The sequence below is a fragment of the Pseudalkalibacillus sp. Hm43 genome, from assembly GCF_051842935.1.
GTDB lineage: Bacteria > Bacillota > Bacilli > Bacillales > Fictibacillaceae > Pseudalkalibacillus.
In genome coordinates this window covers 1,640,383-1,662,186 of record NZ_JBPXRR010000001.1, presented here as the reverse complement: position 1 = coordinate 1,662,186, position 21,804 = coordinate 1,640,383, and the positions used below count along the sequence as shown (strand labels likewise).

Below are 21,804 nucleotides of genomic sequence, written 5' to 3'. Positions count from 1 at the left end.
AAGGGTTCGAAGCATGGGTATACGTCTGTTTATTAGGAATAGTAGTTTTACTGTTTTGTATAATAGGTTTATTTAAACCACGGTGGCATCCCTTAACAAATAAAGGAGTTATTTTTCGTCTAATACTACTTTCGATATTGGTAATGACTTCAACGTTTGTCATCAGTACCGTAAATTATGCCTTTGAAGACATGATATCCAAAGAGGGGGATGATCAGAGTAGCCCTTCCCGAAAAATCAGTTTATACAAATTGTTTTTTGCAAACCTCCGTAATCAGGAAATCGATTTGGAAGGTCTGGATACAAAAAAAATCGGTCATATCACTTTTTATTATGAAGAAAGCGAAAAGAGTTCTAGTTATATCAACAAAGTGCTAAAAGCTTTGGACGAAAAAGAAAAAGAGTATCATTCTCTATTCGGAGACATTCCAGAAAAACCCGTTCGCATCATCTTTCGTGAACAACAGTCCTTTGATAATGAAACAAAGCTGGAAGGCGACAATAAAGGTTTCACCAGTGGTTATTATACATATGAGAACCATACAATTCATCTCCCTTTACCAGGAAAATCGGAAGAATTGAAAAGATTTGAAGGGACCGCTATACATGAATACACGCATCATTTATTCGCTACTTCATTGGAAGAACATGGTCTTTCCTATTCTGCTATCCCTCTTTGGTTCAATGAGGGTTTGGCGAGATACGTTGAAAGTAAAGATGTTGGGGTATTTGTTCGAAATTTTCAAGACTTAGAGTACCCGAGTCTTGAATCACTCGATACACTTATAGAATGGAATAACCATTTAAAGGAACCGTATGACCCTTACTTCCAAAGCATGGTATTTATCCAGCATATTTTGAGAAACGAAGAAACGGAATTCGTTCAAGAAATAATAGAAAAGACGAAAAAGAATGACTTCGAGAATGCGTTTCAACAAGCAACAGGTCAATCTGTCGATACGTATGAAGAGAGGGTATTCAATCAGTTGAAAAAGGTACCAGACATGATGGTTACCGCAAGAAAACTACACTATCAGGAAGACAAACCAAAAGAATCCATGGAAATATTGATGAAAATTAACGACTTCATGCCGAACCTGTTGGATTCGAAAATACTAATCGCCTCGTTGTATTCAGAAGAAGGAGATGTGCAATCCGCCATCCGATACAACGAGAGAATTGTGGAATTGAACCCTCATAGTAGTCCCTTATATCAAATGCTTTCTTTAACACTACTTTCAGAGGATATGGATAAGGCAATTGAGGCTTCTAAGTTAGCTGTCAAGTATGCTGAAGCGAGTGAATCTAAACATGCAAGAGGACTTTTAAACATCTTAGAATCAGCAAGAGAAACTATTCGTTCGGGTAACCCTTTCTCAGGCTACTTGCTCATATTAGAAAGCGATTATTTGTTCATGGATTCCGAAAAGAGGAATCTTATCAAAAGAATTCTTGAAGAATACCCTGATGAGGATGAAGTGGGTCGAACGAAGATTCTTGCACTGAGAGACGAATTGGACACAAGGAATTAAATGATGATAACTTAATGTTTATTATTTAATCACCTTCAATATCCTAATGGTTGGGTTCTGAATAATGAAAGTACAAACAAAGAAATATGGGGGAACTATATTGAGGTTATTCCTTGCGATTCCAATCATAGTGTTTGGTAGTTTTCTTATTAGTTTAACAGTTGATAACATTGGTATAGGTAACATTATTATTAAAGTCATTGGTGCTGGATGTATCTTTGTTGGAATCATTATCGGGAAAAACAAAAGAATATACTAATGAATCTGAATGATTGAACGTGTACTAGTTTATATCTAGAATTAATGCTTATTAGGAAATAGTTTTTGTGAGGAGAAAAATTCAATGGACTTTAAATTTATTCCAATAACTATAGAGTATGTAAAAGAAATAGATTCATGGAATTATGAGGGCTTCATTGAAGAAGTTTGGATGACTCCCTATTTTGAGTCGTTCAATAATACGGAGAAGTTAAGAGGTCCTGGTGGATGCGAAGGTTTTGTAGCATTATTGGATAATAAGGCTGTTGGATTATTTGAATTTAGAATGGAAAACAGTATTATGGAAATCGGCCTAGCATTAAGACCCGATTTAGTGGGGAAAGGCTTGGGAGTAGAATTCGTCAATCAAGGGATAGAGTTTGGCCTTAAACATTATGATACTGAATTTGATTACATAAGATTAGAGGTGCACTTTCAAAATAAAGCAGCTATCCGTGTTTATGAAAAAGTGGGCTTTGTAAAAGTCGAACAAAAGGCTACTGAAATTGAAATGAGAAAGACACTGTAAAGTAATTTTATATGGTCCAGAAAGGGGAGGGTTAATCTATGAAGGATTAACGCTCTTTTTGTTTAATAATTAACAGAAGGGCTGGATTATATAGAAGCTTTTTAATTAAATAAATTAAATGGAGTTCGGGGATAAAAAAATGAATAGAATATTTGTATCATTATTCGTTCTACTTCTAATTTTTTTAGGTGCTTGTGAGAGTTCAGCGCATACAATTTCAAAAGAAGAAGTAAAATCAATTGTTGTGGAACAGAACTCAGGATCCATCGGAGAAATTAAAATAATATCAGTCCGTCACACAAGGGGTAAATACATAGTCGAGTGGGAAAACAAACAAAACTGTGAGAGGGGCACTCAATATATTGATGACCAAAGTGGGGAGATAACAAAAGGTAAAGTGTCGATATGTTAATAATATTTGTTTCTAACAGTTATTCTTCTTAGTAGTAATTTAAGTGCTAGACCTTGCGAATAGCGTATAGGTATTTAAGGAGGAGCAGATGAAGTTTTATGTAGCATCGAGCTTTAAGAATGTAGATAAAGTTCGGCAAGTTAGTAAAATGTTAAAAAGTAAAGGGTATATACATACATTTGATTGGACTAAAAATATAAAGGCTTCAACACTTGAAGACTTGAAACAGATTGGGCAACAAGAGAAAAATGCTGTTTCTGAAGCTGATTTCATTGTGGTTTTATTACCAGCAGGAAAAGGAAGTCACATTGAATTAGGAATAGCACTAGGGCTAAATAAAAGGGTTATACTTTACTCGCAGGATAATGAAATCAATAACTTTTCCACTACGAGCACTTTTTATCATCTATCAGAAGTAGAAAAGGTCATTGGATCTTTGGAAGACTTGGTTGAATACTTGACCTCGAATGATAAAGTACTTAAATAAATTAGGGGGTATTGAATGTGAATTCGAAATTAATTGAAGAACTTACTGATCAAATGGAAAAAGATAGAGGTTGGGTTGACGAGGATGCATACTATAAAATGAATCTTTTAATTGAAGAAGTTGGGGAATTAGCTAGGGAAGTGAGAAGGAGAGAAACTGGTAGATTAAGACCTGATGAAGACGATACGGTGGATAATAGAGATGATTTAGAACTTGAGGTGGGAGATGTATTATTTTCGCTAATATCTGTCTCAAATCATTACAAGATCTCACTAGACAGAGCATTCCTAGCAAAGTTGAACGACCTAAAACGACGATACAATTCCAGCATACCTATTCCTGGATATGAAGAAATCAATTCTAATAAATAATCGGTATATCTGGCATTATTTTAGAGGAGTTTTTAGAAATGAAAATTAAATTTCTCATAGTTTTAGTCTCATTAATCCTAGCTATATTCACATTCAGTATCCCTGGACTATACATGCTCTGGTCTTCTTCAGGGTTCTTTGAAGTGTGGACTTTTTGGTTGGTAATACTTATTTTTTTCATTTATATAAAAAGAGAAGAAAAGTAGAATTCTCTACGATTGAAAGCGTTAATCTCAGAAGGATTAACGCTTTTATTTGGAGTTTATTGGATTGAATTATGATAAAAGGAGGTATGGACAATGGATTATTTCTACCCCTTAAATGGTGACCTTGAAAAAGATCCTTTGTTGGATCAAACACCTGAGAAATTTAGATTTGCTGCTATCATTTTTTATCCTTTTGTAAAAATGCCAATCAAATGGAAAGCTAAGAAGGGTGCAAATCCCCATGCCTACCCGTCCAATAAAGATATTCTTAAATATGGAAAGCCCGTATATTGGAATGAAATCAGAGACAAGAGTGGCTTAAATAACATTGCTGAGATGTCTATTGCTGTAAAATCTGCCATATCAGGAGAGTCAGGAAGACAAATCTATCAAAGACCCGACTTAGCAATACAAATGAATGATTGCTTATATAAAAATATCTTCTATCCATTGGAAGATCGTCTATCTATTTTTCAAATAGATGGCATATTGAAGATCCTGAGCTCTAAAGGAGCAAAACGGATAAAGTATACAAAGATTCATGGTGAAGAAGGTACATATGAAATTAATAGTATTAAAACGAATGATGCGATTAACTTATGTTCTGGACCCATAACGAATACAGATGAAAATGAAGATTTTGTGGTTGCCTGCTATTTTGATGAAGTATCAGCATTATGTCTTGCAAAAGAAGATATTCGGGATCTTTTAAGGAAAACTAAGTTGGAGGGCATTATCTTAGACGAAAAAACACCCTTAGTTTGGGAAAAATACAAGGTTGCTACTTTAAACTCTCTTATTTAGCCTAAGAATTAGGCAGGAATGTGATACCGAGAATGTTACTTTTAGGCAGGTGAAAACATTTGGATTGGGATCAACAAGCAGTCATTTTTAACATTTTTCATGATGGAGTGATTACAGATTTAATTAAAAGATCTGGGATTCTTGAAATGAAGATAGAAATTAGATATTTAGCTGAAATGTTAGATGAAAGTTATAGGTGTTTCTACTGTAAGTTGATCAATTGCGATAAGTTTTTGTTAGAGAATTGGAGTGATGAGCAGAATTACATTCATGATTTAAAGACGATCATTGACTATGATCTGGAGATTATGGATGCCAAGAATTCCGAGGAAGGGGTATTGGTTAATTGTCTAAGTGTGGAGTTTATAGGTGGTACATTGCAAATTGGTACAGAGGATATAAAAATTTTTGACCAAAGTAAGAAAGAAATCTTTTTAGACGAACTTACTCAGTTAGCTGATCGTTATTGGAAAGATAGTGTCTAGTTAATAGCCCGTTCAATAAGTTTATTGAGATAGTTGCTCATATTTGAAATAATTGGCATGGGAGGAGTGGTGTTCTCATGTTTCTTTTTAATGATTTGTTCATGTGGCTTCTTTTAGCTTTTGTCGTTATATTATTAACGATCATTGTATTATTGAGAGGGATTTTCCAGAGGTTTAGAGAACCGAATGAGGAATTAAAAGAACGTGTTCGCAGACTAGAAAGGCAGGTTCATGAGCTCCAAAATAATAAATAGCTAATGGAGCCCCTTTCATCTTAGTGACATGAGAGAGGAAGATGGTTATGGAATGGGTGAAAAAGACTTTTCAAAAGTTGACGAAAGAGGAGTTATATACGATTCTGCAAAAGCGCGTAGAAGTATTTGTAGTTGAACAGGAGTGTCCATATCCAGAAGTGGATGGGCGTGATGAAGAGTGCATACATATTTGGTCTGAAATGGATGGTGATATGGCAGCTTATTGCCGGATAGTTCCACCTATTCATAAAGACGGACACTACTCCATAGGCCGGATATTGATTCCGAAAGATTACCGCAGACAGGGGATTGCCCGAGATATGGTCAATTTAGCGATTGACGTCTTAGTTCAGGAAATCGGTGTAAAAAGGATAGCGCTTCAAGGTCAGGAATACCTACGTCACTTTTATGCTTCGTTCGGATTTAAAGAAGTTTCAGGTGTGTACCTAGAAGACGGGATTCCACATGTGGATATGCTGATGGAAGAAGAAGAAAGGTGAATCAGGTAATGATGGGGCGTGAATCCAAGAAGGATTCATGCTCCTTTTGTTTAAATTAAATCATGAAATTAAGATAGGCTCTTGTCATACAATACATTGAGGTGAAGAAAATGCCTAGAATAAAGTATACGAATTCGGATGTTGATTTAATGGCAAGAATGATGAGAGCGGAAGCAGAAGGCGAAGGCAAGCAAGGGATGTTGTATGTTGGAAATATAATTGTTAATCGCGCGAATGCAGAATGTTTAGATTTTAAAAATATAAGAACCATTCCACAAGTCATTTATCAAGTACAAGGTGGTAACTATTCTTTTGAAGCTGTTCAAAAGGGCAATGTATTTTATAACCGAGCGAGATCTGCTGAAAAAAGGTTAGCCAAAAAGAACTTGGATTATTGGAGGGAACACCCGGCGAAATATGGTCTTTGGTATTTTAACCCGTATGGTCCATGTCCACAAACATGGTTCGGGCAACCTTTCGCTGGTCAATACAAAAACCATTGTTTCTACGAACCAAAAGCCGGTACATGTGCAAGTGTTTATGTATGAGTTGGTTTAGAAAAAAATAAGAATTATCTTCTAACTAGGAGGCGCGGATCTACGCCTCTTTTTGTTTTGTCTAAAAATGGAGGATTCTTACAGGCGATGTAGAAGACTGGTCATGTAAGAGAAACCATCCTTCAGGAGTGAAGTTCATGAGCCAAGAAGTTATTAATGAAAAGTCTGTTAAAGAATTAGGTCAAATTAAACTAGTCGGGTTTAGAGTAGTGTGTGCAGATAATCAGTATATTGAAGAAATCCCAAAGGCGGCAAACGAACTAGCCGAGAGGATAAATGAAATAAAAAACGTCATGAATGTCGACCAACAGATAGGAGCTTTTGTTGTAGAAGAAACGACTCCAGAGCACGAAGGATACTGGGTCGGAGTGCAAGTAAGTGAATATCAGAACATACCTGAAAATATGACTATTCTAACCATTCCTGAACAAAAATATGCCACACTGGTACATACAGGACCAAACGATTTAATTAGAGAAAGTTATAGCCACTTACACCAGTGGATCGAGGAACAAGGATATACACGGTCCAATACGGGATGGAATTTAGAGATCTCTCCAAAACAAAACGATCCTCAAAATCTTCAAGTTGAATTGATGGACTCCATTAAGTAACCCGAATGAGAGAACGACAATTTGATGGTCGTTCTCTTTTTGTTGTTACTAACTTAAAAAGCTTCTTTCTCATATAATTTTCAGATGCATTTAGTTTGGATGAGCAGCGGTATTATGTGTACACTAACGGTGGATTATTATAATAAATGTTTTGAAAGGTGATTCTAGTATGAAAGCTGTTCAAGTAACAGGATATGGAGATGTCGACAAATTAGAATTAGTGGACACACCGATTCCTGAGCCGAAAAGTAATGAAGTTCTCGTAAAAGTTAAGGCTTGTGCAATCAATAACACGGAAATCTGGATGAGAGAAGGCGCATATGGAACTGGCAAAAAATCAGGTTGGAGACCAGAGGGTGTTCAATTTCCGAGGACTCCAGGGTCTGACATTACAGGTCAGGTCGTAAAAGTAGGAAGCCAGGTTGAAGAAAGCATGATTGGAAAAGATGTTGTCCTGTTTCCATTCACTTCAAGCGGTGAAGAAGGCCTTGAACATATTTCTGAAGATATGTCTTTCATCGGTTCTGAATATGATGGAGGGTATGCTGAATATGTTGTTTGGCCCGCGGAACTTTGCTATGATATGCCCCTTCCTGACTATATAGAGAGCTCAGTTTTCTCTGTTAGTGGGATGACCGCCTGGCATATGGTTGAACAGATTCAGGCGAAACCAGGAGAAACGATTATGGTGACGGGCGCAAATGGTGGCGTCGGATCGTTGAACGTTCAAATCGCTTCAAAAGTCTTCGGTGCCAAGGTCATCGCAATCGTTGGTGATCTGGCTTTAGAAGATAAGATGAAAGATTTAGGAGCTACACATGTACTTTCCTATAGATCGGACAAGCTTAGCGAAGAAATTTTAGAAGCGAACGGCGGTCCAATTGATTCTGTCTTGGATGTAGTAGGTGATGCGTTGTTTGCAACATCGCTTCAGGTTCTGAAAAAAGGCGGGAAGTTTTGTACTTCTGGTTCAGCCGGGGGTCAAAAAACGGAGCTTGATTTCAGAACGATGTATTTAAAACACATCACGCTGTATGGCTCTGTATTAGGAACGAGAGCGGATTTTCAAAAAATGCTTACTGCCATATCAGAGGAAAAAATCAAGCCAGTCATCGATTGTACTTTTCCATTAGAAGAAGCAAGAGAGGCACAAACCTACTTCAAAAACTCAGGGAAACTCGGAAAGATTGTTCTACTTCCTGAAAAATAGGTTATAAACTAAAATGGCGTAACCCGTTAACTCGGGTACGCCATTTTTTTAACGTCATTCACTATAGTTTTCTTGAGATTCTTTGTTTTTAGTTGGTGCGAACCAGCCTAATAATGCGATTGCAATCAGCACGCCGTAGAAGATGAGCGTCCAGACCGTACTATGTGGGAAATGGTGGTCCAGTACGCCGATATCCTTGTGCGCAAGAGTGATTACTGCAAGCTTGACTCCGACCCATGCCACAATCGCATAAGCAGTCGTTTCTAAAGCAGGGCGTTGTTCAAGAAGTTTTACAAACCAGGTTGCAGCATACTTGATGAGGACAAGTCCTGCAATCCCACCGAGCACGACGACTAGAAATTTTCCGCCATCCATACCGCCGAAGTCACCGAGCGGGGAGTCTGGTAGGCCAAGTGCTAGAGCAACTGCAGCTAAGATCGAATCAATCGCAAACGCAAGGTCTGCCACTGCAATTTTTCCGACTGTTGGCCAAAATCCTTTTCCTGCAGCCTCTTCTTCTTCATCCTTATGGACGTTTTCGTTTTCTTTTCCAAAGCGAGCCTTAATGACATGCTTTAGACCTAAGTATAGAAGATAAGCCGCTCCGACTGCTTGAATCTGCCATACATTCGCGATAAAGGAAATGGCAAAAAGAGCAAGGAAGCGGAAGGCGAACGCCATGATAATTCCATATTTGATCGCTTTCTCTTTTTCATCGTCTGGTAAGTGCTTGGCGATCACCGCAAGAACAAGTGCGTTATCCGCTGATAGCAAGCCTTCCAGACCAATAAGTATCAGTAATGTCCATCCATATTCTAACCAAATTGACTCCACAAAAAAGTACCCCTTTCACAAACAAATCCAAATCATCTGAGCCTTTATACGGTTTAACAATTATAAATATACCATAGTCCACGAAAGATAAAACTTTTTCGCATATGAGTTATCTTCCCTCTTTTACAAGATCTAATTCTGTAATCTGACCTTTTGAAGCAGGATTATGGCGTTCCGATAAGAATATACATACGTGAAGGTTCAGTAGTCAAAAATCTGTCAAATCTGGAGGTAATGATGGGAAGATTGATTCATTTCGAGATTCATGTAGATGACATGGAACGTGCTAAGAAGTTTTATGGAGAAGTATTCGGATGGACGTTTGAAGATTGGAGCGAATTTGCTGGCATGCCATATTTCGGGGCTGTAACAGGAGATGCAAATGAGCCTGGAATCAACGGCGCATTAATGCAACGTCAAGGTCCACCACCAGAAAAAAACCAGGCAGTGAATTCCTTTACTTGTACGATGGGTGTAGAAGATTACGATTCCATCGACACTAAAATCAAGGAGCTCGGTGGAGAGGTCGCATTGCCGAAATATGCACTTCCAGGAATGGCTTGGCAAGGGTACTACATAGATACGGAAGGAAATATTTTCGGTATCCATCAACCGGATGAAAACGCGAAATAGGAGTTTTAAAAAAGTAGTACAAGTCGAAGAACCCTACTATAAGGGTTCTTTTGTTTTCTAGAAGAGGGTGATGTATTGGACAAGTGGAATAGATTCGTTTATAAACTTTGGTCTCCTGTTTATGATAAGTTTTTCAACACTGGGCAATTCCTCAAAGCACGAAAAGAGGTTTTTCAAGACCAACGTTTTCACGAGGGTCAGGAGATCTTATTTGTAGGAGTAGGAACAGGTGCAGATTTAGAGCTTATCAACTACGAAGTAATGAACATAACAGCGATCGACTATTCAAACGATATGCTCAACAAAGCGAAAACCAAATTCAAAGGTACATCTATAGAATTCTTGAAAATGGATGCTCAAGATATGAGTTTTCCGGATCATCAATTTGACGTTGTTGTGGCAAGTCTTGTTTTATCGGTCGTACCTGATACGAAAAGGTGCTTGGAAGAAATGGTGAGAGTATTAAAGCCTCAAGGGACTATCATTGTATTTGATAAATTTGCGCCTAAACATAAAGGTCTTTCCTTTTTGAAAAAAGCATTAAGACCGTTTATTAAGTTATTGGGGACGGATATCGGGATCAATTTTGAAAAATTGTATGCGGTACATAAAGATGGATTATTGATTAGAGAAGAGGAGCCGCTCATGTTCAATGGTATGTACATGAAGATTATCCTCCAGAAAAAAGATTAGAAACCTTAGAAAAGAAGGATTCAGCCCTTCTCTCTATAATAAGTACTGTTGGGGATGCTGAATTTCTTTCATCTACATAGTGAAAAAGAGGAGCTTACATAACATGAACTTGCTTACAAAAAACGCTTCTACAGAACTTGAACTCATCAATAGAGCGTTAAACAATGAAGGATTAAATGGACTATCGGATAAATCTCAGATCCATCGTTTAGGTGAAGGTGCCTGGCACTTTGCTTATTTGGTTGAAAAAGATTCCCTCGTTCTTCGTATTCCGAAAAAAACAGCCTACGATCAAGAGGTCGTTTTTAATCGAGATGAATTGACGACCGAGTTTGCTGGCACGAAAGCATTTTACGAAATGGCTAATAAAGCTAAAAAAGGTATCTGTCCTGAGCATTTCGAGTACTTCGTCCATGACGAATTGACTTATACCATTGAATCCTATTTGGGAACATCAGCAGGGCTTGGCGATCAAACCGAGGAACAAGCAAAACGGTATGGTGCAGAACTGGGAGAGTTTTTCCTGGCACTTGAAGGTTTAGAACATCCCTATGACGGAATTGGATACTTGAAAGTCGGAGACAGCGGTAATGTGAAAGGCTCATTAGATATGGACTTGAAAGCGTGCATTATTGAAGAAACGCAAGAGTACCTGGATGATTTGAATACGTTGGCGTCCAATAATTACCGCTTTGATAAGGAAAAAGTTTTAAACATAGGTAAGGAATTGCTCTCTAAACGGTCAGTAGAACGTGAAAAAAAGGTGCTTACCAATCAAGACACCTCTCCTGAAAACATTCTTTTTACCAGTAGTGGTGCTCGAATGATCGATCCGGTACCGATCCTTTACACAGGAACTTCACTAGCTGCCAATTATGTTTACAATTATCAGGGGTTTTTCCATACGGTTCATGACACTGAAAGATATGGGAAATGTCAGTATCACCTTCATATACCGAGATTAAAGGCCAATGCTGAAGGATTCATAGCAGGATATACAAACGGCTCACCGCAAAAACTGCAAGACTTGAATGTTGAAGTGTTCATAAAGCTTTTATCGATGGCGTTTACACATCATGAGCTATTGCAAAAAGATGAATTGAGCCATGAACAAATCATCCGATTCGGGACAAAAGAACAAATTGAGAAACGTCTCCAGATTTATTTGAGAGAGCTTGAGGCGTTTACAACTATCTAAAGTGACAACTAATCAGAAAGCATTTGGGGGATGATCATGGAACAAAATGTACATAAACCAATCAAGTTTTTAGAAAGCAAAAGAGTGTATTTGAGACCTGTTGAAGAACATGATTTAGATCTTTTCTATACTCAAGCCTTGTGGGATAAAGAAGGCAGAAGGCTAACGGGAACCCAAGCGGTATTCAGTCGAGCTGGTGTTCAAAATTGGTTTGAGAGTATTTCCACCGATACGACTAGAGTGGATCTAATTATTTGTTTACAGGAAAACGATCAACTGATAGGAGATCTGTCGATGCTCGAAATCGACCATCAAAACCGTAAGTCTGTCGTTCGTATCTCGATTTTCGAGAAAGGTTGTTGGGGAAGCGGATACGGAACAGAAGCAATGTCGCTTCTGTTGGATTATGGTTTTAACATCTTCAATTTAAACAGGATCGGTCTTGATGTTTTCGACTATAACGAAAGAGGGATCAAGTCTTATAAAAAGTTAGGGTTTAAAGAAGAAGGCCGCATCCGACAGGACCTCTTTTACAATGGTGAATATCATGATTCCGTCTTGATGGGTGTTCTAAAGGACGAATTCCGGCCTTATCGTTTTTAAGATTAGTGACTAATGTTTATCGTATTTCTGTGCCGGGTACAGCATGGACATAACCCAATTCCACAGAAAGGATGAGTACATTGGCTAGAAATATTCAATATCAACCTGTAAGAGGAAATGGGATGGAATTATCAGACGCTCAAGAGGTGTCTTACGCGAAAGAATTCAAACATGCCGATATGGCAGGTGGATATCGCAAACCGAGAGTGAAAGAAGCGAAGAGGGAAAATCCTAAATTACGCTCTTAATCGGAATGAAAGCAGCCCATCAGCGGCTGCTTTTTTACGTTTTACATAGGAAATGACCGAGGAGTATGGAATCAATATCTACACTACTTTTAGTCAGATTGGAGATTTTTAATGGAGAGATATGTAATCATTACTGTTGGAAAAACACATAGTGGAAAGTCGACGTTTGCAAGAGATTTAGAAAGACAATTGAAGAATACGGTGGTCATTGACCAGGACGTACATGCAGAGTTTATCAATACATATTATGATAAACTATTGCCTGCCAGTGGTCCCAATACTTTTAAATATGCAATCACGAAAACCATTGTAGATTATGCGGTGGAAGAGACGAATGCTCACCTTATATTGTGCAACTCCAATCGCAATGAGAAGATCCGCTTGAAATTGCTGTCCCGTTTTCATGATTTAGGCTTTAAGAGTATCCTTGTTGATTTTGACTTACCGGATGATGTACTGCGGGCACGTATTGCCGATAGTACGCGGAGCACAAAGATCTTTCGCAGTGCATCAACCTTTCAAGAAGTGCTCGATCGTCAAGAGGTTGAAAGAAATGTAAAGCAGCCAAAAACTGGTGAAGCGGACCACTTATTCGTTATTAATAGACCAGAGGATGCAGAGCAGGTCATTTATTCAATTGTTGAAGTAGTGGATTAGAGAAAAATAATGGCGTTTTGGTCTATAATTTCTGAATCTGGTCTATAATTTTTTATTTTTATGGGAAAATCGAAAATCTGATCTATATTTTCTCATTTTTATTGGAAATAACCCGTTTTTTATGGGAAATAATCAAAACCCACTCTAAAACAAAAAAACAGAGCCGACATAATCACTGTCCGGCTCTGTTTTACAACATTTCAACTCAAATTACTCTTTTTCCTTCAGTGCTTCTACCATTTTCTCGGCTGCACTTTCACTGGACATCGGATTTTGACCGGTAATCAAGTTTCCGTCACGCACAGCATGAGAAGTCCAGTCTTCACCTTTTGAAAAGTTTGCTCCTTTATTACGAAGCTCCGTTTCCAACATGAATGGCATATGAACATCCAATTTCATGCTGATTTCTTCTGAATCTGTGAAGCCTGTTACGGTTTTACCTTTTACAAGTGGAGTTCCGTCTTCATATGTTGCGTTTACAAGACCAGATGGACCGTGGCAGACGGATCCGATGACATTTCCTTGCTCAGCATGTTGTTGAAGGACATACTGAAGGGTTTCATTCTCTGGGAAGTCGAACATTGTACCGTGTCCGCCTGGTAGGAAAATGCCGTCAAAGCCTTCTGCATCATCTTTTGACAGTTGAGCTGTGTCCTTTAATTTATCTTGAGCTTCAGCCCATTCCTTGACTTCTTCTTCAGGAATGCTGTTCGGGTCAAGTGGGACTTCGCCTCCCTGGATGCTTGTTACTTTTACGTCATAACCAGCTGCCTTGAACGCGTTGTAAGGGACAGCATATTCCTCCAGCCAAAGGCCGGTTTTATAATCGTCTGTAATTTTAGTGTGATTGGTTACAACCATAAGTACTCGCTTGCTCATTTTCTCTACCTCCTAATTTTTTTATAGAAACTAAGGATTACGTAGTCAGTTATAACACGAACCTTCTTTATGACAAAAATAGTTTGCTCAAACGCTTTTGAATTAAACATGGATTTATGTAGTGATCGACGAGCATATGTAAGGTGAATGCAATTGATTTGTGGTACAGTTTTTGCAAAGCCCTAAGATTGAAAGGATGTATCGAAATGGACGCTATTGTAATTAATGCGATTTTCAAACCGAAAAGTGATAAAGTTGAGGAATTTTTTAAAGAGCTGAAGGAAGTTCAACGTGCTTCAAGAGAAGAAGAAGGTTGTGTACAGTATGAATTGCATCAAGGTCTAGAAGACGATACGTTCATGCTTTATGAAATCTGGGAGAATGAAACCGCATTTGAGGAGCATATAACGACAGATCACTATAATCACTATCGCGATCAGACAGCGGATCTTATCGAATCGAGAGAAGTATATAAGTTCAAGAAATTGGACTAAAATTGTTGCGAGGTATTGAATGAGTAATTTTCAGCTGCAAAAAAGGTTATGGATCGGGAGCGTATTTGGATCGTTACTGGCTTTTCTGATTTTGAAAGCCATCTGGTATGAACTGCCCAATCCTACTTTACTTGTCATCCTGATGATTAGCTTCCTGATCAACTTCATCATTTCATTCAAGTTCGGAATAAAATAAAAAATGTCTCATGCTGAAACAGCCATGAGACATTTTTGCGTTTTGCTTACCAGATTCCATAACCATATGGTGGATAATACGGGTATGGTCGGAACAAGGTGACACCAGCAATCGCACCCAGCCCCAAACCAATTAGCCCCGCACCTAATAAAGGAAAGAACCTTCCTTCTCTTTCTTCAAATGGTTGCAGGTATACTTTCTCCGAATCCACATCTACAATGACACCGACAAAGACTTCCTTTTTGTACGTGGTAATCATCACAGGCTGTTCAATATGGTGAACACATTGTTGATAAATATAGTCTTTCATACCTTCACCTCCCCCTTCCGCCTAAATGACTCTTTTTATCATATGAAGGGGTTCTGGAATTGACAAAAAAGCCCGGAGAAAATTTCGTTTTAGAGGAATGGAATCCGGGTATGACGACTATAGATATGGGTCTCATGGTTATTCATTGAATAACTGTGGGGCTTTTTATTATATAGAAAGAGGGGGAGAACATGAATAGCAAAAACTTGATCGAGTATAAGATCTTCTTACCATCTTTACTCGTCATCATTGCCATAAGTGTTCCGTTTGCATTGTACGAAGCGGAATCGCTCCAATTACTGAACTCCATTTTTGACTATATCGTGAAGGTATTCAGCTGGGGTTACTTATGGTATGGGATTCTATTGGTGGCTGCGGCGTTATATTTTTCATTTTCCAAATATGGTCAAGTCGTACTCGGTGATCCGAAGGAAAAGCCGAGGTTCACCTTATTCGAATATGCTTCCATATTGATTGCGATGGGGATTGGTTCAACAATCATGCGGACAGGGATGTTGCAGTGGACGTCGGTTGCAAACGATCCTCCGGCAGGTGTGGAACCGGGCTCAGCTGAAGCCCTATTATGGGGGAATTCCTACAGCATGTTCTTATGGAGTTTCCAGGTATTTGCGATCTTTGTCATGATTGCGCCTGCGATGGGATACATCCTCCATGTAAAAAAACGACCATTGATGCGGATCTCAGAAGCCTGTCGGGTGTTGTTTGGTGATCGATTTACAGATGGCTGGGGCGGCAGAGTCCTGGACATGCTTTTCCTGATCAGCATTCTAGCGGGAGCAGCCGTGACTTTGGGGCTTGGAGCTCCGATTGTTACACATAATCTGTCCTCTTTGTTGGGGATGGAAGTGACTTTCACGATGACAATCATCGTCACCATCATCTGGGTGATGTTGTTCTCGATCAGTGCATACTTAGGGATTGATAAAGGAATCAAACGGTTAAGTACGTTGAACATGTATTTAGCTGCACTATTTGGGCTTTTCATCATCATAGCAGGACCCGGTGTGTTCATTTTGAATTATTTCTCGGATAGTGTTTCCTTTCTGTTGACACACTACATTCCAATTTCAATGAACACGGAGTCTGTCCATCAAGGGGCAGCATCGCATATCCAAAGTAATACGGTGTTCTGGTTTGCCTATAGTGCGACCTGGGCGATGCTGCACAGTGTATTTGCGGCGAAAATTTCAAAAGGCCGGACAGTCAAAGAAATGATTCTTACCTATCTGTTGGCACCGACTCTCATTTCCTGGGTAGCAACTGGCATACTCGGTGGGCTTGGAGTGCACCGTTACCTCACAGATCAACTTCCGGTATTAGAGCTCGTGAAGGAGAAGGAAAGAATGGCTGTCATTCCAGAGATTCTATCCACACTGCCACTCGGTGAACTGTCCATCATCATCTTTATGGTCGTCGCACTTATTTTCCTGACGACGACACTGGATTCGACCACTTACACCGTAGCAGCATATACGAGTAAGCGGGATATGAGTAAACATGAACCGCCTAAAACGTTGCGGATTGTCATCGCTGGAATCATTACGGCAGTTGCCCTTGTCTTGATGCGAATCGGAGGGTTACCACCGTTATCGGTTGTGTCAGGATTGATGGGATTACCAATCATCGTGATTCAGTTCATTCTCATCTATGCAGCGAAGCGAATGTTTGATGTCGATCAAGCATTTAAAAATAATATAAGGGAAAATTAATGAAGGAGACGCGTCCAGTGGACGCGTCTTTTCTAATTAGATAAAATAAAAGGAACGAATGGAAAGATGTGGAATGAGCTATGTAAAAAAGGGAGGGTGTATGTATATGAAAAGTTGGGTGCCAATGAACGATCAAGAATCGGAGCAGGTTTGGACCACGATTTACGAAGAATTTGAGTTTCGACCAAGTACGACAATCTTTCCTTCCTTATCAGTTCCTGCGCCTTTTATCACGTATGATGTATCTTCATACTATAAAGCGAAAAATCACGAAGCCCTTTACGAAGATCTGGAGAATAAGGTCATACATGCTTTCCGAAATCTAACGAGTCAAGATGAGTTGATCTATGCATTGGAGTGGCAACATGAAGGGTATTGGTTCAACCCACGCGATGAAATACCGAGTGATGAATTCGGTGAATGGGTGGTTCCGCCTTTTCCTAATGGAGATTATCCTTTCTACTTGGAACAGAATTTCAGTTGGGGATATATCGGACATCCATGGGAGAAATCCGTCATTGTCTTTGGTGACGCATTAATCAGTAGTCTGGAGAACCAAAGGCCAAAATTATTTCAGCAAATCATTCGTTCCAATTACCATCTTTAATGAGAGAACTTTATTTTATAGAGGAGAAAAAGAATGCAATTTAAACATGAAATTACGAGCGAAGAAGAGCTGCGAGAAATCATTGGTACCCCGAGTGAGAGAGCAAGGAAAAAAGTCATTTCTCATATCGACGAGCATGTCAAAACGTTCATCTCCAAGTCACCTTTTCTAGTATTAGCAACTTCCAATCTAGCAGGCTCTTGTGATAGTTCTCCTCGAGGGGATGCGCTAGGCTTCGTACATATCTTAAATGAAAACATATTGGTTATTCCAGAACGTCCCGGCAACAAGAGGATGGACTCCATATTGAACATCATGACGAACCCGAATGTGGGCTTACTGTTTTTCATACCAGGATTGGAGGAAACCCTCCGAATCAACGGAAAAGCTAAGGCTATACGAGATGAAGAGATTCTAGAAAAGATGAACGTGAATGGGAAGACTCCATTACTAGCAATTGCCGTAATAGTGGAAGAATGTTTCATCCATTGCGCCAAAGCCCTCAAGAGGTCACAACTCTGGCATAACGATACATGGTATGAAGACTGTTCTCTTCCAAAACCTGCGAAGATACTAGCAGATCACGTCAATATACCTGAAATGGACGAAAAGAGAATAGCGGCTGACCTGAAAGAAGGTTATCAAAACCGGCTGTATTAAGGAGAATGAATAATGAGATTATTATGGAGCGGTATACGGATTTCTTTAGAGTTTTTGCGATTCATAGTCATACTTATTCTTCTTGGTAGTTTGTTAGGTGGTGTGAGTAAGCTCATATACAACATGTTTGGGATTAATCTTGATCATACTGTTGGTGGTTGGATGGTGGGGTGCGCAATCCTCATTTCTATTACAGTGTTTTATAAAAATAGATTTCAAAAAACAGTCTTTTATAAGGGGCACCCTTTTTCACCAACAATCAGGAAGACGCTCCTTTTCGTGTCCTTAATGATGTTCATCATGGCACCCTTTTTCAGTTGATAAGCTTGGTTATCCAAGCTTTTTTATTTTTGCCTATCTGAAATCAAATTTTATAATTTAAAATAAAAAACTAAAAAAATATTTTATTTTGGAAGGGATTTTTCATTTCAGGCCGAAATAATATTTTAAGAGTGTATCCGTAATTGTGAAATCAACATTCAACAAACATTTAAAGGGGGATGGAACGGGTCTTCATTTAAAATTTTCAAACAATAGAGGTGTCTTATGGAGTTAGATTTGACGTCGTTGACGACGGAACAGCGCAACATGCATACGAATAGCATCGACACACTCGGGACTCAAGAGATTCTGCAAACGATTAACAAGGAAGATGAGAGCGTTTCTCTTGCGGTAAAAAAGGTCTTGCCAGACATTTCTGCTGCAGTTGATTTGATTTATGAGGGTTTTAAAAACAACGGCAGATTATTGTACATCGGTGCTGGCACAAGTGGCAGATTAGGTGTCATTGATGCGGCCGAATGCCCACCGACGTTCAGCACACCTCCAGAGCTCGTGCAAGCGATTATAGCAGGAGGAGCGGAGGCGATGTTCGAGGCGATCGAAGGTGCGGAAGATAATGAGCAACAGGGAAGAAAAGATCTCCTCGCTCGGGGTTTGGCTGAAAACGATGTGATCGTTGGGATAACGGCGAGTGGTCGAACGCCTTATGTCATTGGTGCTATAGAAGCCGCAAAGGAAATGGGACTGAAAACGGTCAGTTTAAGCTGTAATCCGAATTCGGTTGTATCGGATCTTGTGGACCAAGCGATTGAAGTTGTGGTCGGTCCTGAAATTCTGACGGGTTCGACCCGGATGAAAGCGGCAACTGCACAAAAGATGGTCCTGAACATGCTGACGACTGCTTCGATGATCAAAATGGGTAAAGTGTATGAAAATTTGATGGTCGATGTGAACGCCACCAATAAGAAATTGGTGGAAAGAGCGAAAGGAATCGTCATGACGATTACAGGAATTCCGTATGAGGAAGCCGAAAAACTGTTAGAGCAGACAGGTTATGAAGTGAAGACTGCAATTGTCATGCAGAAGGCGGACGTACCACTAGTTGTAGCGAAAGAAAGCATTCAGAAAGCAGATGGATTTGTCAAAAAGGCGATTGAATTGGCAAAACGTTTCAAGTAGAGTTAGCGAATTACAAATTTGTGAGGGGGATTCACATTGAAAATGAAGAAATGGTTAATGGGATTCGTTTCAATGATGCTCGTTGTTGGTATTTTTGCTGGATGTTCGAATGATGATGCATCAAAGGACATGAGTTCGGATGAGTGGAAGGATTGGGAAGGCACCATCACGATGTGGGATGGTCCACGTTGGGCTGATAAGGATGAAAACAAGTACCACTGGATTGAAGCGAAGATTTCTGAGTTCCAAAAAGAGTATCCGAATGTAAAAATCAAACTCGTCAAAACACCTTGGGCTGAAATGAATGACAAGCTCAGTGTAGCGATTGCTGGACGTGCATGGCCGGATATCGCACCAGTGGACATCAGTGGTGGATCAGTCAACCAAAACCACATCAAACAAGGTGTCATCGCTGAATTGGATCCTTATTTTTCAGATGAAGACAAAAGTGATTTCTATGACAATGCACTAGAAGCGTACACGACTGACGGCAAATTGTATGGTATTCCGACGTCGATCAGTGTTCATGCGATGCTTCTGAACCTTGATATCTTTGAAGAAAAAGGCGTAGAACCTCCTGAAAATGGAAAATGGACATATGATGAATTCGTCGAAAAGATGAAAGCACTCACTGGTGATAAAGTGGATGGATTCTCAACGTACATCCTTCCAGGATACTATGAAGCTTGGCCGTTCCTATTGATGGATGGCGGGTATCCATTGAATGAGGACATGACGGAGTATACGTTTGACTCCGAAGAAGCGATCAGCGGCTTACAAAAGCTTGTCGATCTTAAATACAAACACGAAGTTGCACCTGAAAGCATGGGTGGTCAAGATGTCGGTGGTACTTGGAAGGCTTGGGCTGCAGCCGATCAACGAACAGTAGCGGTTCAACCTTGGGCGACATGGGCAATTGCTGCTGCACAAGGAGATAAGTTCAAGACGAACTTCATGGTTGCAGAGTATCCGATCGGTGAAACTGGCGAACCCGTTACAATTGGCGGTGTCGGTGGTTACGTGATGTTCAACGCGAAAGACGAAGCGAAAAAGCGCATGACAGCTGAGTTCATGAAGTACATCACGAGCACGGATGAGCAAGTGGTAACCGCAAAGAACTACGGAACGTTCCCAGCAAGAAAATCTGCTGCGGACCAAGAACCGTTTGCGGATAACCCTCAAATGGCGAGAGCGCAAGAACTTGCAAAGCATGCAGTACCTGTTCCTCGTCACGAAAACTGGGCACGAATTGATGAAGCGATCCAGAAGGAACTTCAGCTTGCTCTGAACGGTGAGAAAGAACCGGCAGACGCATTGAAAGACGCTGGAGAAGCTGTAAACGCCATTCTAAGCGAATAGTTTAAACCCATGGGGTTGGCTCGATGAACGATCGAGTCAATCCCTACAATTTTAGTCATTGTCGGTTCAGAAGGGAAGTGGACAACCTTGGAAACGAATACGGTAACCGAACGTAAAGTCCAACAACGGACGACAACGAAATCGAAGACCAAAAAGGTCCTGAAAGAGATGTACAAGAACAAAGTGGCTTACCTTTTTCTCATGCCGAAGCTTTTGTTCTTTTTCTTGTTCATGCTCGTTCCGATTGTTTGGGCATTCATATTATCGTTTCAGGAATTCAATATCATGGGCTCGACATGGATCGGGTTCGACAACTATATAACAGCTTTCCAAAGTAAGGTCTTCAAAGTGTCGCTATGGAACACATTCCTCTATACGATTGTGACCGTACCGGCATTTGTCATCACCGCACTCATTATTGCATCACTCGTGCAGCCGCTCGGTAAGCTCTCGCAATCTTTCTTCAGAGCTGCGTTCTACCTACCGACGGTAACGTCTATGGTCATCATCGCAATGGTGTGGCGCTGGATGTACAACTATCGGTTCGGAATCTTCAACTACATCATCGGATGGTTCGGATTTGAACCTGTCAACTGGCTCGGTAAGAGTGATTCTGCGTTACCTGCACTCATGATCATGTCGATTTTGATTCCTCCAGGTGCCGGGATCATCATCTACCTTGCAGCGATGAATGACATCGACCAATCGTTATACGAAGCGGCAAGGATTGACGGGGCGAATGCGTTCCAACGGTGGTTGCGCATCACAATACCGATGCTGAAGCCAACGACCTTGTATCTGGTCATTTTAAGTACGATCGGCTCGTTCCAGGTGTTTACCCAAATCATCATGATGACGGGCGGCGGACCAGGGAATGCTACAGAAACGATCGTCCATGTCATTTATAAGACCGCATTCCGCGATTTCAAATTCGGATTAGCCTCGGCACAGTCCGTTATCCTGTTCTTCATCATTATGATATTTGCTATTTTCCAATATCGAACACTACGGGATCATCATTAA

The 21,804-nt window shown here is 39.9% G+C and carries 27 protein-coding genes; 24 read left to right on the top strand and 3 right to left on the bottom strand.

Annotated features, from left to right (window positions below; all coding sequences use genetic code 11):
• Window positions 1-143 precede the first annotated feature (143 nt).
• From ACSVDE_RS08870 to ACSVDE_RS08825, 10 genes are all read left to right on the top strand, one after another.
• Window positions 144-1,532: a tetratricopeptide repeat protein gene (locus tag ACSVDE_RS08870; protein ID WP_439300556.1), complete on the top strand. Its 1,389-nt coding sequence runs from the start codon at window positions 144-146 to the stop codon at window positions 1,530-1,532.
• Window positions 1,533-1,875: 343 nt separating this feature from the next.
• Complete coding sequence (locus ACSVDE_RS08865; protein WP_439300555.1) at window positions 1,876-2,319, top strand: GNAT family N-acetyltransferase; 444 nt, start codon at window positions 1,876-1,878, stop codon at window positions 2,317-2,319.
• 500 nt (window positions 2,320-2,819) lie between these two features.
• Window positions 2,820-3,218, top strand: a complete 399-nt coding sequence (locus tag ACSVDE_RS08860) for a nucleoside 2-deoxyribosyltransferase (RefSeq protein WP_439300554.1) — start codon at window positions 2,820-2,822, stop codon at window positions 3,216-3,218.
• Between the two features lie 17 nt (window positions 3,219-3,235).
• Window positions 3,236-3,589, top strand: a complete 354-nt coding sequence (locus ACSVDE_RS08855; protein ID WP_439300553.1) for a MazG nucleotide pyrophosphohydrolase domain-containing protein — start codon at window positions 3,236-3,238, stop codon at window positions 3,587-3,589.
• Between the two features lie 299 nt (window positions 3,590-3,888).
• Window positions 3,889-4,599 carry a DUF2711 family protein gene (locus ACSVDE_RS08850; RefSeq protein ID WP_439300551.1) on the top strand — a complete coding sequence of 237 codons (711 nt, stop codon included), beginning with the start codon at window positions 3,889-3,891 and terminating at the stop codon, window positions 4,597-4,599.
• 59 nt (window positions 4,600-4,658) lie between these two features.
• A complete protein-coding gene (locus ACSVDE_RS08845; RefSeq protein WP_439300550.1) occupies window positions 4,659-5,084 on the top strand; it encodes a hypothetical protein in 426 nt (141 codons plus the stop codon).
• 301 nt (window positions 5,085-5,385) lie between these two features.
• A complete protein-coding gene (locus ACSVDE_RS08840; protein WP_439300549.1) occupies window positions 5,386-5,838 on the top strand; it encodes a GNAT family N-acetyltransferase in 453 nt (150 codons plus the stop codon).
• A gap of 110 nt (window positions 5,839-5,948) precedes the next feature.
• A complete protein-coding gene (locus ACSVDE_RS08835) occupies window positions 5,949-6,386 on the top strand; it encodes a cell wall hydrolase (RefSeq protein ID WP_439300548.1) in 438 nt (145 codons plus the stop codon).
• A gap of 146 nt (window positions 6,387-6,532) precedes the next feature.
• Window positions 6,533-7,009 carry a GyrI-like domain-containing protein gene (locus tag ACSVDE_RS08830; protein WP_439300547.1) on the top strand — a complete coding sequence of 159 codons (477 nt, stop codon included), beginning with the start codon at window positions 6,533-6,535 and terminating at the stop codon, window positions 7,007-7,009.
• Between the two features lie 169 nt (window positions 7,010-7,178).
• A complete protein-coding gene (locus ACSVDE_RS08825; protein ID WP_439300546.1) occupies window positions 7,179-8,219 on the top strand; it encodes a zinc-binding dehydrogenase in 1,041 nt (346 codons plus the stop codon).
• Window positions 8,220-8,273: 54 nt separating this feature from the next.
• On the opposite strand, the gene ACSVDE_RS08820 is transcribed toward ACSVDE_RS08825, so the two are convergent.
• Window positions 8,274-9,053: a TerC family protein gene (locus tag ACSVDE_RS08820; protein WP_439300545.1), complete on the bottom strand. Its 780-nt coding sequence runs from the start codon at window positions 9,051-9,053 to the stop codon at window positions 8,274-8,276.
• 237 nt (window positions 9,054-9,290) lie between these two features.
• Between ACSVDE_RS08820 and ACSVDE_RS08815 the strand changes: the two genes are divergently transcribed.
• From ACSVDE_RS08815 to ACSVDE_RS08790, 6 genes are all read left to right on the top strand, one after another.
• Complete coding sequence (locus ACSVDE_RS08815) at window positions 9,291-9,686, top strand: VOC family protein (RefSeq protein ID WP_439300544.1); 396 nt, start codon at window positions 9,291-9,293, stop codon at window positions 9,684-9,686.
• A 75-nt stretch (window positions 9,687-9,761) separates the two neighbouring features.
• The gene (locus ACSVDE_RS08810; RefSeq protein WP_439300543.1) at window positions 9,762-10,379 is read left to right on the top strand and encodes a class I SAM-dependent methyltransferase; all 618 of its coding nucleotides are present in this window, start codon (window positions 9,762-9,764) and stop codon (window positions 10,377-10,379) included.
• Window positions 10,380-10,482: 103 nt separating this feature from the next.
• Window positions 10,483-11,577 (top strand): hypothetical protein, encoded by a 1,095-nt coding sequence (locus ACSVDE_RS08805; RefSeq protein WP_439300542.1) that lies wholly within the window; start codon window positions 10,483-10,485, stop codon window positions 11,575-11,577.
• A gap of 36 nt (window positions 11,578-11,613) precedes the next feature.
• A complete protein-coding gene (locus tag ACSVDE_RS08800; RefSeq protein ID WP_439300541.1) occupies window positions 11,614-12,180 on the top strand; it encodes a GNAT family N-acetyltransferase in 567 nt (188 codons plus the stop codon).
• An 80-nt stretch (window positions 12,181-12,260) separates the two neighbouring features.
• A complete protein-coding gene (locus tag ACSVDE_RS08795) occupies window positions 12,261-12,428 on the top strand; it encodes a YfhE family protein (RefSeq protein ID WP_439300540.1) in 168 nt (55 codons plus the stop codon).
• Window positions 12,429-12,539: 111 nt separating this feature from the next.
• Window positions 12,540-13,085, top strand: a complete 546-nt coding sequence (locus ACSVDE_RS08790) for an ATP-binding protein (protein ID WP_439300539.1) — start codon at window positions 12,540-12,542, stop codon at window positions 13,083-13,085.
• Window positions 13,086-13,295: 210 nt separating this feature from the next.
• Here ACSVDE_RS08790 and ACSVDE_RS08785 read toward each other — a convergent pair whose 3' ends face one another.
• A complete protein-coding gene (locus ACSVDE_RS08785) occupies window positions 13,296-13,964 on the bottom strand; it encodes a type 1 glutamine amidotransferase domain-containing protein (RefSeq protein WP_439300538.1) in 669 nt (222 codons plus the stop codon).
• Between the two features lie 206 nt (window positions 13,965-14,170).
• Here ACSVDE_RS08785 and ACSVDE_RS08780 point away from each other — a divergent pair, with 206 nt between their 5' ends.
• Entirely contained in the window at window positions 14,171-14,458 is a 288-nt protein-coding gene (locus ACSVDE_RS08780; protein ID WP_439300537.1) for a putative quinol monooxygenase, read from the top strand.
• A 19-nt stretch (window positions 14,459-14,477) separates the two neighbouring features.
• A complete protein-coding gene (locus tag ACSVDE_RS08775; protein WP_439300536.1) occupies window positions 14,478-14,654 on the top strand; it encodes a hypothetical protein in 177 nt (58 codons plus the stop codon).
• A 46-nt stretch (window positions 14,655-14,700) separates the two neighbouring features.
• Here ACSVDE_RS08775 and ACSVDE_RS08770 read toward each other — a convergent pair whose 3' ends face one another.
• Complete coding sequence (locus tag ACSVDE_RS08770; RefSeq protein ID WP_439300535.1) at window positions 14,701-14,964, bottom strand: hypothetical protein; 264 nt, start codon at window positions 14,962-14,964, stop codon at window positions 14,701-14,703.
• Between the two features lie 191 nt (window positions 14,965-15,155).
• Here ACSVDE_RS08770 and ACSVDE_RS08765 point away from each other — a divergent pair, with 191 nt between their 5' ends.
• The 6 genes from ACSVDE_RS08765 to ACSVDE_RS08740 all read left to right on the top strand — a co-directional run bounded on the left by ACSVDE_RS08765 (window position 15,156) and on the right by ACSVDE_RS08740 (window position 21,804).
• On the top strand, window positions 15,156-16,694 hold the full coding sequence (locus ACSVDE_RS08765; RefSeq protein WP_439300534.1) for a BCCT family transporter: 1,539 nt from the start codon (window positions 15,156-15,158) through the stop codon (window positions 16,692-16,694).
• A gap of 106 nt (window positions 16,695-16,800) precedes the next feature.
• Window positions 16,801-17,301, top strand: coding sequence for a DUF2716 domain-containing protein (locus tag ACSVDE_RS08760; protein WP_439300533.1), 501 nt, complete (start codon window positions 16,801-16,803; stop codon window positions 17,299-17,301).
• Between the two features lie 33 nt (window positions 17,302-17,334).
• Window positions 17,335-17,961: a pyridoxamine 5'-phosphate oxidase family protein gene (locus ACSVDE_RS08755; RefSeq protein ID WP_439300532.1), complete on the top strand. Its 627-nt coding sequence runs from the start codon at window positions 17,335-17,337 to the stop codon at window positions 17,959-17,961.
• Window positions 17,962-18,507: 546 nt separating this feature from the next.
• Window positions 18,508-19,422 carry an N-acetylmuramic acid 6-phosphate etherase gene (gene murQ, locus ACSVDE_RS08750; RefSeq protein WP_439300531.1) on the top strand — a complete coding sequence of 305 codons (915 nt, stop codon included), beginning with the start codon at window positions 18,508-18,510 and terminating at the stop codon, window positions 19,420-19,422.
• Between the two features lie 42 nt (window positions 19,423-19,464).
• Window positions 19,465-20,781, top strand: coding sequence for a sugar ABC transporter substrate-binding protein (locus ACSVDE_RS08745; protein WP_439301962.1), 1,317 nt, complete (start codon window positions 19,465-19,467; stop codon window positions 20,779-20,781).
• Between the two features lie 87 nt (window positions 20,782-20,868).
• Window positions 20,869-21,804, top strand: a complete 936-nt coding sequence (locus ACSVDE_RS08740) for a carbohydrate ABC transporter permease (RefSeq protein ID WP_439300530.1) — start codon at window positions 20,869-20,871, stop codon at window positions 21,802-21,804.